The sequence below is a fragment of the Actinoplanes sp. OR16 genome, assembly GCF_004001265.1.
In the GTDB taxonomy this organism is placed as follows: domain Bacteria; phylum Actinomycetota; class Actinomycetes; order Mycobacteriales; family Micromonosporaceae; genus Actinoplanes.
The window spans coordinates 6060001-6071716 of record NZ_AP019371.1; the positions used below are offsets into that span (position 1 = coordinate 6060001).

The 11716-nt window shown below is 65.7% G+C and carries 10 protein-coding genes and 2 rRNA genes; 7 read left to right on the top strand and 5 right to left on the bottom strand.

From position 1 onward, the window contains the following. Window positions 1–71: 71 nt before the first annotated feature. From EP757_RS27715 to EP757_RS27725, 3 genes are all read left to right on the top strand, one after another. Window positions 72–3188 (top strand): 23S ribosomal RNA (locus tag EP757_RS27715). 99 nt (window positions 3189–3287) lie between these two features. Then, window positions 3288–3404, top strand: a 5S ribosomal RNA gene (rrf, locus tag EP757_RS27720). Window positions 3405–3558: 154 nt separating this feature from the next. After that, the gene (locus EP757_RS27725) at window positions 3559–3813 is read left to right on the top strand and encodes a hypothetical protein (RefSeq protein WP_127550858.1); all 255 of its coding nucleotides are present in this window, start codon (window positions 3559–3561) and stop codon (window positions 3811–3813) included. 86 nt (window positions 3814–3899) lie between these two features. Here EP757_RS27725 and EP757_RS27730 read toward each other — a convergent pair whose 3' ends face one another. From EP757_RS27730 to EP757_RS27740, 3 genes are all read right to left on the bottom strand, one after another. Continuing rightward, complete coding sequence (locus EP757_RS27730; protein WP_127550860.1) at window positions 3900–4337, bottom strand: CBS domain-containing protein; 438 nt, start codon at window positions 4335–4337, stop codon at window positions 3900–3902. An 85-nt stretch (window positions 4338–4422) separates the two neighbouring features. Beyond that, a complete protein-coding gene (gene trxA, locus EP757_RS27735; RefSeq protein ID WP_127550864.1) occupies window positions 4423–4851 on the bottom strand; it encodes a thioredoxin in 429 nt (142 codons plus the stop codon). Between the two features lie 48 nt (window positions 4852–4899). After that, window positions 4900–5460 carry a hypothetical protein gene (locus tag EP757_RS27740; protein ID WP_127550866.1) on the bottom strand — a complete coding sequence of 187 codons (561 nt, stop codon included), beginning with the start codon at window positions 5458–5460 and terminating at the stop codon, window positions 4900–4902. A 139-nt stretch (window positions 5461–5599) separates the two neighbouring features. Here EP757_RS27740 and EP757_RS27745 point away from each other — a divergent pair, with 139 nt between their 5' ends. Then, window positions 5600–7975: an excinuclease ABC subunit UvrA gene (locus tag EP757_RS27745; RefSeq protein WP_127550868.1), complete on the top strand. Its 2376-nt coding sequence runs from the start codon at window positions 5600–5602 to the stop codon at window positions 7973–7975. On the opposite strand, the gene EP757_RS27750 is transcribed toward EP757_RS27745, so the two are convergent. Further along, window positions 7953–8276, bottom strand: a complete 324-nt coding sequence (locus EP757_RS27750) for a protealysin inhibitor emfourin (RefSeq protein ID WP_127550870.1) — start codon at window positions 8274–8276, stop codon at window positions 7953–7955. The two genes, EP757_RS27745 and EP757_RS27750, sit on opposite strands and share 23 nt — an antisense overlap. A 138-nt stretch (window positions 8277–8414) precedes the next feature. On the opposite strand from EP757_RS27750, the gene EP757_RS27755 reads away from it, so the two are divergent. The 3 genes from EP757_RS27755 to EP757_RS27765 all read left to right on the top strand — a co-directional run bounded on the left by EP757_RS27755 (window position 8415) and on the right by EP757_RS27765 (window position 11288). Then, the gene (locus EP757_RS27755; protein WP_197725396.1) at window positions 8415–9815 is read left to right on the top strand and encodes a hypothetical protein; all 1401 of its coding nucleotides are present in this window, start codon (window positions 8415–8417) and stop codon (window positions 9813–9815) included. 61 nt (window positions 9816–9876) lie between these two features. Beyond that, the gene (locus tag EP757_RS27760) at window positions 9877–10845 is read left to right on the top strand and encodes an RNA polymerase subunit sigma-70 (RefSeq protein ID WP_127550872.1); all 969 of its coding nucleotides are present in this window, start codon (window positions 9877–9879) and stop codon (window positions 10843–10845) included. A 5-nt stretch (window positions 10846–10850) separates the two neighbouring features. Beyond that, a complete protein-coding gene (locus tag EP757_RS27765) occupies window positions 10851–11288 on the top strand; it encodes a DUF6069 family protein (RefSeq protein ID WP_232050712.1) in 438 nt (145 codons plus the stop codon). On the opposite strand, the gene EP757_RS27770 is transcribed toward EP757_RS27765, so the two are convergent. Continuing rightward, window positions 11233–11691, bottom strand: coding sequence for a response regulator transcription factor (locus tag EP757_RS27770; RefSeq protein WP_127550874.1), 459 nt, complete (start codon window positions 11689–11691; stop codon window positions 11233–11235). The two genes, EP757_RS27765 and EP757_RS27770, sit on opposite strands and share 56 nt — an antisense overlap. Window positions 11692–11716: the final 25 nt, after the last annotated feature.

The window sequence follows — 11716 nt, forward strand, 5'->3', positions numbered from 1 at the left end:
TTTGCGGGTGGGGTTGTGGGTTGGTCGTTGGTTGAGAATTGCACAGTGGACGCGAGCATCTTGTTTTCTGTGGTTAAGTTGTCAAGGGCGAACGGTGGATGCCTTGGCACCAGGAGCCGATGAAGGACGTGGGAGGCCGCGATAGGCCTGGGGGAGCTGCCAACCTAGCTGTGATCCCAGGGTGTCCGAATGGGGAAACCCGGCACGAGTCATGTCGTGTCATCCGCATCTGAATACATAGGGTGTGTGAGGGGAACGCGGGGAAGTGAAACATCTCAGTACCCGTAGGAAGAGAAAACAACCGTGATTCCGTGAGTAGTGGCGAGCGAAAGCGGATCTAGCCTAAACCTTGTGCGTGTGATAGCTGTCAGGCGTTGCGCAGAGGGGGTTGTGGGACCTGCTTGTCATGGCTGACATCATGACGAAGAGTTACAAAGCTAGCTGCTAGTTGAACGGTGTGGGAAAGCCGACCGTAGAGGGTGAGAGTCCCGTAAACGAAAGTTTCTAGCCTCTTTGCAGTGTTCCCGAGTAGCAGCGGACTCCTAGAATCTGCTGTGAATCTGCCAGGACCACCTGGTAAGGCTGAATACTTCCTGGTGACCGATAGCGGACAAGTACCGTGAGGGAATGGTGAAAAGTACCCCGGGAGGGGAGTGAAATAGTACCTGAAACCGTTCGCCTACAATCCGTCAGAGCCTTAGCTTTTTAGCGGGGTGATGGCGTGCCTTTTGAAGAATGAGCCTGCGAGTTAGTGGCATGTGGCGAGGTTAACCCGTGTGGGGTAGCCGTAGCGAAAGCGAGTCTGAATAGGGCGCTTTTAGTCGCATGTTCTAGACCCGAAGCGGAGTGATCTAGCCATGGGCAGGTTGAAGCGTGGGTAAGACTACGTGGAGGACCGAACCCACCAACGTTGAAAAGTTGGGGGATGACCTGTGGTTAGGGGTGAAAGGCCAATCAAACTCCGTGATAGCTGGTTCTCCCCGAAATGCATTTAGGTGCAGCGTCGCGTGTTTCTTGCCGGAGGTAGAGCACTGGATGGTCTAGGGGGCCCACAAGCTTACTGAAATCAGCCAAACTCCGAATGCCGGTAAGTGAGAGCGCGGCAGTGAGACTGCGGGGGATAAGCTTCGTAGTCGAGAGGGAAACAGCCCAGATCGCCAGCTAAGGCCCCTAAGCGTGTGCTAAGTGGAAAAGGATGTGGGATCGCATGGACAACCAGGAGGTTGGCTTAGAAGCAGCCACCCTTTAAAGAGTGCGTAATAGCTCACTGGTCAAGTGGTTCCGCGCCGACAATGTAGCGGGGCTCAAGCACACCGCCGAAGCTGTGGCATTCACACATTAACTCCGCCAGTTGGCTTGACCGGCTGGTGCAGGTGTGTGGATGGGTAGGGGAGCGTCGTGTTGCGGGTGAAGCGGCGGAGTGATCCAGCCGTGGACGCTACACGAGTGAGAATGCAGGCATGAGTAGCGAATGAAGGGTGAGAACCCCTTCCGCCGGATGACCAAGGGTTCCAGGGGCAGGCTAATCCGCCCTGGGTGAGTCGGGGCCTAAGGCGAGGCCGAGAGGCGTAGTCGATGGATAACGGGTTGATATTCCCGTACCCGCAAAGGAGCGCCAACGACGAACCTCGTGATGCTAACCGCGCAAAGCGCCGGCGGCTTTCGGGCCAAGGGTGTGGAGTCCGGGACCCTCGCGGGTAGTAGTTGAGTGATGGGGTGACGCAGGAAGGTAGATGATCCCGGCCGGTGGTTGTGCCGGGGTAAGCGTGTAGGCCGTACCGTAGGCAAATCCGCGGTGCATGTGGCTGAGACGTGATGCCGAGCCGTTCTGGTGAAGTCATTGATCCTATGCTGCCGAGAAAAGCCTCTAGCGATGTTCCGAGCGGCCCGTACCCTAAACCGACACAGGTGGTCAGGTAGAGAATACCGAGGCGACGGGTGAACTGTGGTTAAGGAACTCGGCAAATTGCCCCCGTAACTTAGGGAGAAGGGGGGCCAGACGCGTGAAGCCCCTTGCGGGTGGAGCGTGGTATGGCCGCAGAGAGCAGGGGGAAGCGACTGTTTACTAAAAACACAGGTCCATGCGAAGTCGTAAGACGATGTATATGGACTGACGCCTGCCCGGTGCTGGAACGTTAAGGGGACCTGTTAGCCAGCAATGGCGAAGCGGAGAACTTAAGCGCCAGTAAACGGCGGTGGTAACTATAACCATCCTAAGGTAGCGAAATTCCTTGTCGGGTAAGTTCCGACCTGCACGAATGGCGTAACGACTTCCCCACTGTCTCAACCACAGGCCCGGCGAAATTGCAGTACGAGTAAAGATGCTCGTTACGCGCGGCAGGACGGAAAGACCCCGGGACCTTTACTATAGCTTGACATTGGTATCCGAATTAGCTTGTGTAGGATAGGTGGGAGCCGGTGAAGCTTGGACGCCAGTTCAGGTGGAGGCATTGTTGAAATACCACTCTGGTTGGTTTGGGTATCTAACTTGCGGCCCTGATCGGGTCGAGGGACAGTGTCTGGTGGGTAGTTTAACTGGGGCGGTTGCCTCCTAAAGGGTAACGGAGGCGCCCAAAGGTTCCCTCAGCCTGGTTGGCAATCAGGTGTTGAGTGTAAGTGCATAAGGGAGCTTGACTGTGAGACTGACGGGTCGAGCAGGGACGAAAGTCGGGACTAGTGATCCGGCACTTGCGTGTGGAAGCGGTGTCGCTCAACGGATAAAAGGTACCCCGGGGATAACAGGCTGATCTTCCCCAAGAGTCCATATCGACGGGATGGTTTGGCACCTCGATGTCGGCTCGTCGCATCCTGGGGCTGTAGCAGGTCCCAAGGGTTGGGCTGTTCGCCCATTAAAGCGGTACGCGAGCTGGGTTTAGAACGTCGTGAGACAGTTCGGTCCCTATCCGCCGTGCGCGTTGGATACTTGAGAAGGGCTGTCCCTAGTACGAGAGGACCGGGACGGACGAACCTCTGGTGTGCCAGTTGTTCTGCCAAGGGCACGGCTGGTTGGCTACGTTCGGAAGGGATAACCGCTGAAAGCATCTAAGCGGGAAGCCTGCTTCGAGATGAGGTATCCCACCACCTTGAGTGGGTAAGGCTCCCAGGAGACTACTGGGTTGATAGGCCGGAGATGTAAGCACGGTAACGTGTTGAGTTGACCGGTACTAATAGGCCGAGGGCTTAACCACCCTAAATTTTCTGCTTGCGTCCACTGTGTGATTCACAGCAAACGAACAACCACCCCGGGATTTAATTCCTGGGTTGTTGGTTGCTCTGCTGACCGTTGTTTCGGTGGTCATAGCGGAGGGGAAACGCCCGGTTACATTCCGAACCCGGTAGCTAAGCCCTCCAGCGCCGATGGTACTGCACTCGGGAGGGTGTGGGAGAGTAGGACGCCGCCGGACTCAACTCATGGAAAGGCCCACCCGGGCGACCGGGTGGGCCTTTTCGTTTTGCCACAGATGTGCCCTTGGGCGTGAATGAACCCGGTTCCAGGGTTGAGTCTTGAGGCTGGTGGGGCATAGGGGGTCAGGAGCTGCTGACACCTGGAGGTTCGACATGACCACGACGGAACAGGGCACGACGTACGGAGTCACCGACGCCTACGAGGGCGACACGCGGTCCCGCGCGCGCCAGGCGGTGTCGACTGCCGGATCCAAGGCGGGGTCGGCCGTGAAGCGGAATCCGAAGTCCAGCGCCGGCGCTCTGCTGGCTCTGGCCGGCGCCGCGGCCGCCGCGGTGTTCCTCGGGCGGCGGCGCGCTGCCGCCAAGGCCACGCCACGGAACAAGCTCGCGGCCTTACTGCATCGGTGATCCCTAGCACCGGCGGTCCGGAGCATCGGTGATCCGCAACAGGGAGCCGGAAGAGGGGGAGCACCCGTGGGTGCTCCCCCTCTTCGTCATGTGCGGTCGCCGGTTATGTAGTCGGCCAAGGTGGAGCGTTCGGTCTCCAGCTCGTCTATCCGGAACTTCACCACGTCACCGATGCTCACCACGCCACCCAGCTGGTTGCCGGTGACCACGGGGACGTGACGGAAGCGGCGTTCCGTCATGAGGCGTTCCACGTCTTCCAGTTGGGCATCCGGGGCGACGGTCCGGACCTGGGTGGTCTGGATGGCGCTCACCGGTTCGGACAGCACTGCCGCGCCTCGGGCCGCGAGGGCTCGGACGATGTCGCGTTCGCTGACGATTCCCTCTACCGATCTGCCGTCCTGTGAGACGACCACCGCACCGATCCGATGCTGTGCCAGAACCTCGAGAAGCCGGGCCACCGGTGTCGCCGGCGGCACGGTCACTACCTGATCTCCCTTGACCCGGAGTATGTCGCTGATCCGCATCGTCCCTCCCTGCATTGGGTCGGCACCGTACAACCTTGATGCCGAACCCGCGGGGCGCTGTCAAGACGATGAATTTCAGAAGACCCTAAAGAGCCAGCTCATGGGTGGCCCATTTGCGCAGGGCGGGGGCCGGGGCGGCGCCGGTCCGGCGGGCGATCACCGTGCCGTCGCGGACCAGCAGGAGTGTCGGGACGGCCTTGATCTGGAAGCGGCGGGACAGCGCCGGCGCGTTGTCGACGTTGACCTTCACGAGCTTGACCTTGCCGGCCAGATCGCGGGCCACCTGTTCGAGGGCGGGACTCAGCTGGCGGCACGGTGCGCACCACGGCGCCCACAGGTCGACGAGCACCGGCACCGGCGACTGGACGGCCACCGTCGTATAGGTGGCGTCGACGGCGTCGACGATCCACGGCAGGGAGGCTTTGCAGGCGGCACAGGACGGCGTGCCCTTGGCGTTGACGGGGACACGGTTGCGCTTGCCGCACGAGGGGCAGGAGACGATGCGAGGTTCCATAGTTGAGTCAAGGATACTCAACTACGGAACCTCGCGGCGGCGACAGGGTCAGCGCACGACGGTCAGGGGGCCTCGGCGGGGTTCCTTGGCCAGGCGGTACTGGCGGGACACCCAGATGACCAGCATGACCAGCGCGGTGTCGCGGAACGCCATCCAGATCGCCGCCGCCGTGGACAGGGCGTCCGGGTCGACGACCTTCTGCAGGATCACGCCGGACACGGCGGCCAGGGCCGCCGCCGCGGCGAACCGGGTGAGGACGACGCTGCGCTGCCGGAAACGGTCGCCGTGGCCGAGCCAGTAGCCGGGGAGCAGGCGGCTCATCATCATCACGAAGAGCACGGCCGGGATGGCGGCCACCATGGCGTAGGTGAGCGAGGTCAGCAGCCCGGCGCCGTTCAGCGTCGCGGCCACGGCGGAGGCGGTGGCCAGCATGATGACGTCGAAGCGGTGGTTGCCGAAGCGGGACTGGGCGAGCAGCCAGAGGGCGGCGACCGCCACGGCCGGCAGCATGACCGGGCTCATCGACAGGGGACCGGCCGCGGCCCACGCCACGACGAGATAGGCCGCGGCGAACGCGGCGGAACGGGCGGCATAGCGGTTGATGCTCATCGGCCTGCCAAAGCGGTAGGGGGACGGATCCCAGGGCCGGTCCGATCGGCAGGACAGGCGCGGAGTTGAGCATGAATCGAGAAGGAATCGACGAGCCGAACCCACTACCGTTGACGGCGCTGCCGAACGAGGGGGACAGATGAGCACCGAAACGCACGTCGCGGACAGCCACGATCTGATCCGGGTGCAGGGCGCCCGGGTGAACAATCTGAAGGACGTGACGATCGAGATCCCGAAACGGCGGCTGACGGTCTTCACCGGCGTGTCCGGGTCGGGCAAGAGCTCGCTGGTGTTCGGCACGATCGCGGCCGAGTCGCAGCGGATGATCAACGAGACCTACAGCGCGTTCGTGCAGGGGTTCATGCCGACGCAGGCCCGGCCCGACGTCGACGTGCTGGACGGGCTGACCACCGCGATCATCGTGGACCAGGAGCGGATGGGCTCCGACCCGCGCTCGACGGTCGGCACCGCCACCGACGCCAACGCGATGCTGCGGATCCTGTTCAGCCGGCTCGGCGACCCGTACATCGGCTCGCCGCAGGCCTTCTCCTTCAACGTGGCGTCGATCTCCGGGGCGGGCGCGGTCACCATCGAGAAGGCCGGGCAGACCACGAAGGAACGGCGCAGCTTCAGCATCGTCGGCGGGATGTGCTCGCGGTGTGAGGGCCGCGGATCGGTGACCGACTTCGACCTGACCGCGCTCTACGACGACACCAAGTCGATCAACGAGGGTGCCCTGACCATCCCCGGGTACAGCCTGGACGGCTGGTATGGCCGGATCTTCCGTGGCTGCGGCTGGTTCGACTGCGACAGGCCGATCAAGGACTGGACGAAGAAGGAGCTCGACGCCCTCCTCTACAAGGAGCCCACGAAGATCAAGGTCGAGGGCATCAACCTCACCTACGTCGGCCTGATCCCGCAGATCCAGAAGTCGTTCCTGTCCAAGGACGTGGACGCGATGCAGCCGCACATCCGTGCCTTCGTCGAACGGGCGATCACGTTCACCACCTGCCCCGACTGCGACGGCACCCGGCTGTCCGAGCTGGCCCGGTCCTCGAAGATCAAGGGGATCAGCATCGCCGACGCCTGCCGGATGCAGATCAGCGACCTCGCCGCGTGGGTGACCGGGCTGGACGCGCCGGGCGTGGCGCCGCTGCTCGGCAAACTGCGGCACACCCTGGACTCCTTCGTCGAGATCGGGCTCGGCTATCTGTCGCTCGACCGGCCGTCCGGCACGCTGTCCGGCGGGGAGGCGCAGCGTACGAAGATGATCAGGCATCTCGGCTCCGCTCTGACCGACGTCACCTACGTCTTCGACGAGCCGACGATCGGTCTGCACCCGCACGACATCCAGCGGATGAACGAGCTGCTGCTACGGCTGCGCGACAAGGGCAACACGGTTCTCGTGGTCGAGCACAAGCCGGAGGCGATCGCGATCGGCGACCGGGTCGTCGACCTCGGGCCGGGCGCCGGGACCGCGGGCGGCACGATCTGCTTCGAGGGCACCGTCGAGGAACTGCGCAAGAGCGACACCCTGACCGGCCGGCACCTGGACGACCGGGCCCGGCTCAAGGAGCAGGTCCGCACGCCCTCCGGCAAGCTGGAGATCCGCGGCGCCACCCGGCACAACCTGCGGGACGTGGACGTCGACGTGCCGCTGGGTGTCCTGGTGGTGGTGACCGGGGTGGCCGGGTCGGGCAAGAGCTCGCTCATCCACGGATCGGTGCCGGCGAGCGCCGGAGTGGTCTCGGTGGATCAGGTGCCGATCAGGGGTTCACGTCGCAGCAATCCCGCGACGTACACGGGAATGCTCGAACCGATCCGCAAAGCCTTCGCCAAGGCGAACGGCGTGAAGCCGGCGCTGTTCAGCGCGAACTCGGAGGGCGCCTGCCCGGCGTGCAACGGCAACGGCGTGATCTACACGGATCTGGCGATGATGGCCGGCGTGGCGACGCCCTGCGAGGAGTGCGAGGGCAAGCGGTTCCAGGCGGCCGTCCTGGAGTACCGGTTCGGCGGCCGGAACATCAGCGAGGTGCTCGGCATGTCGGTTGCCGAGGCCGAGGAGTTCTTCGGGGCGGGCGAGGGGCGGATCCCGGCCGCGCACGCGATCCTGAAGCGGCTCGTCGACGTGGGACTCGGCTATCTGAGTGTGGGCCAGCCGCTCACGACGCTCTCCGGTGGCGAGCGGCAGCGGCTCAAGCTGGCGACGCACATGGCCGACAAGGGCGGGATCTACGTGCTCGACGAGCCGACCACCGGCCTGCACCTCGCCGACGTCGACAACCTGCTCGCGCTGCTGGACCGGCTCGTCGACGCGGGCAAGTCGGTGATCGTCATCGAGCATCACCAGGCGGTCATGGCCCATGCCGACTGGATCATCGACCTGGGCCCGGGAGCGGGCCACGACGGTGGCAAGGTCGTCTTCGAGGGAACCCCGGCCGACCTGATCGCGGACCGCTCCACACTGACCGGCGAGCACCTTTCGGAATACGTCAGCGCGCCTCAGGGAACGTGATCATCGCCTGCTGAGTCAGGAAACGGAGCAGGGGACGGAGTTCGGCCGGCACCGTCGGCTCGGCCACGGTGCCGCGCCAGTGCCGGCCTCCGCATTGCAGGGTCAGGTCGTAACGCAGCAGGTCCGCACGGCAGGGGGCCAGGATCTTGGCGCCCAGGCGGGTGAGGTCGAGGGCACGGACGAGGTTGGAGAGTCGGCGGGCGTCGGGTTCGGGCAGGGTGGCGGAGTCCATGACGACGTGCAGGGATCGGCCGGCGTAACCGCCCGATCGTCGTAGCTCCGCGCGGACGGATTCGGTCACTGGGTCCTCCTCAGGCGGCAACCATCGGATGTCTGTGAACATGGCACCGACCCGACTCCGGCGCTGTCGGGTTCCCAACAGTTTCCGGCGGATCCGCATGAGTGAGTGAAAGCCTACTATTCCTATAGGGTCACGGGCATGAATATGATGATCCGGTCGGCCGCCGTGGCTGCCGCGTTCACGCTGGTCCTGGGCGCGGCGGCGACACCGGCCTCGGCAGCCGCTGCCGCGTCCGGCCCGGCCGCACCGCAGAACCCGTACACCGCACCGGCCGGCGGCGCCTCGACGCACGGCGATAGCGCCTCCGCCAAGACGTTCACCGGCCGCGGCCCGGCCGGCAGCGCGGTCAAGGTCACCCGCTCGACGCTGCTCTCCGCCTGCCCGACCCTGCTGCACGGCGCCGACGGGCAGCTGCTCGGCCTCTGCACCGAGTACATCGGCCAGGCGCCCGCCCTGCACCTGCTCGATTCCAGCGACGGCGACTCCCTCGCCAAGCTGCCGATCGCGAAGGGCACGCTGCTCGGCGGGGTCTACGCGTACGTCGACAACCAGGATCGGGTCGTCATCGTCGACGGCAACCGCGATCTGCTGAGGATCTCGCACGCCGGTGGCGCCCTCACCGTCGTCGAGAGGACCCCGCTGGCCGCGGTCATCGCTTCCGGGGACGCGGTCGTCGGGGTGGTTCCGGCGTACGACGGAAAGGTCTGGTTCGTCACCGCGGCCGGCCTGGTCGGCGCCGTGGACACCGCGACCGGCGCCGTCTGGAGCCATCAGCTGCCGGCCGGGGAGAAGGTGGCGAACAGCATCTCCACCGTGCCGGGCCGGTTCGCCGTCACGAGCGACCGGGCGGTCTACGTCTTCGACACCGCGCGGAAGAGCCTCCTCTGGCGGTACGCGTACGACCGCGGTCCGGCCCGCAAGCCCGGTCAGCTCTCCTGGGGCAGCGGCGCGACACCGGTCTTCTTCGGCCCGGTGACCGGTTATGACTACGTGGCGATCACCGACAACGCCGACCCGCACATGAACCTCGTGGTGCTGCGGACCGACGGGCCCGGCACCCCGGTCTGCGTCCAGCCCCTCTTCACCGGCCGCGCGGCGAGCGGCACCGAGAACGCGCCGGTCGCGGTGGGGCGCAGCGTCTTCATCACCAACACGTACGGATACGACTACCCCGCTCTGCCGGACGACGCCGGGACGAGCGTGCCCGCGAACGCCGGCTTCGACGGCGGGGTGGCCCGGATCGACGTCGACGCCGCCGGGACCGGGTGTGCGGTGACGTGGCAGATCAGCACCCGCAGCGCCGCCCTGCCGCGCCTTTCGGTGACCGACGGCAAGATCTACACGGCGATCCAGGACGGGATTCTCGGTGACGCCGACCCGTTCTACTTCGCGGCCATCGACTCCGGCACCGGCGCCGTCAGCGACAAGGCGCTGCTCGGGTTCGGTCTGGTCAACCCGCTGCAGACGGCCGGGACCGCGATTGACCGCAGCTATTTCCAGGGAACCGTGACGGGATTGCTGACCATCAAGCCCCAATGATGAATTTTCGGGTCCGCACTCGTCATATAGGCGTGACGACTTCACGAGGGAGGATGACGTGATGGGTGCGGACACGACACTGGCCGAACCGGGAGTGAGCTGGAGCGAGGCCGAGCGGTACCGGCGGGAGCTGCACGTGCACTGCTACCGGATGCTCGGCTCGTTCGAGGACGCCGAGGACACCGTGCAGGAGACGTTCCTGCGGGCCTGGCGGCGGCGGGAGACGTTCGAGGGGCGGTCGACGTTCCGGGCCTGGCTCTACCGGATCGCCACGAACGCCTGCCTCGACCTGCTCGCCAAACGCCGCCCGCAGCCCGCGACCGGTGGCGAGGTGCCGTGGTTGCAGCCCTACCCGGACGCGCTGCTCGACGAGCTGCCGGCGGCCGGCGCGGACGAGCCGGAGGCGCTCGCCGTGGCGCGGGAGACGATCGAGCTGGCGTACGTGGTCGCGGTCCAGCATCTCGCGCCGCGCCCGCGGGCCGTGCTGATCCTGCGGGACCTGCTCGGCTGGCCGGCGAAGGACGTCGCGGAGCTGCTCGGCGACTCGGTCAACTCGGTGAACAGCGCGCTGCAGCGGGCCCGGGCGGGCATGCGTGAGCATCTGCCCGCCGAGCGCCAGGACTGGACCGGCGCGGAGGGCGATGCCGCTACGCGTGACCTGGTCCGCCGGTTCACCGACGCGAGTCTGGACACGGACATCCCGGCCCTCACCGCGATGCTGCGCGAGGACGTCCGCTATGCGATGCCTCCGACCCCCGGTCTGTACGCCGGCCGCGACGTGGTGATCGGCGATTGGCTGGACCAGGGCTTCGCCGAGATGACCGGGCTGCGGGCCGTCCCCACCACGGTGAACCGGCAGCCGGCGGTCGCGTGCTACCACTGGCGGGAGAGCGAGGGCGCCTACCTGCCGCTCACGATCGACGTCCTGCGCATCAGCGGCGGCGCGATCACCGAGATCTTCATCTTCCACAGCGACCGGTTCCCGAGTCTCGGCCTCCCGGACCGGCTGCCGGCCGGGAGTGGGGAGTGATCGCGATGACCGGTGGTTTCCGCAGGCTCGTCCTCACCGGCATCGCCGGCACTGCTGCGGCGGTGGCGCTGACCACCTTCGCCGCCGCTGTCGCCGAGGCCGCCGGGGTCGGATTCGTGATCCCCGGCGGCGGTGGCGAGGCGATCCCGTTGTCCGGGTTCGCCGTGGTGACCGGCCTCTTCTCGGTCGTCGGCGTGGTGATGGCCGCCGCGTTCCTGCGGTGGAGCGCTCACCCCGCCCGGCGGTTCCTGGTGACGTCGGTGGCGCTGACCATGATCTCGCTGGTCCCGCCGCTGATCTCCGGAGCGAGCGCCGGGACCGTCACCGTCCTCATCGTGCTGCACCTCGTCGCCGCGGCGGTGATGATCCCGGCGCTGACGAAGGTCCTCAGTGCAGGATCGGGATCAGGTGCGTCACCCGCTCCAGCAGCTCGGCCGGCGTGAACGGCTTGACCAGGTACTCCTCGGCGCCGACCACGCGACCGAGCTCCATGTCGGACGGCTCGCCGTTGCCGCAGATGATCACCGGGATCTGGGCGGTCTCCGGGGACGAGTGCAGCTCGTAGACGAAACCCAGCCCGTTGAGCTTGCGGGTCGTCACGTCCAGGACGATCAGCGACGGGTGCTCGCCGGCCGCGAGGGACATCGCGGTGAGGCCGTTGTCGGTGACCAGGGCGCGGTACCCGGCGGCCCGCAGCTCCTCGGCGATCAGCTCACGGCACTCCTCGTCGTCCTCGACGACCAGGACGGTGGGGGGCTCCAGAGCCGCCGCCCAATCCTCAACCCGCCAGAGGCCGTTCGCGTGCGCGTCGCTGAACGTGATCGTGGTGGTGGGGGACTGGGGCATTCTCGGCTCCTTCGAACGCTGGGAC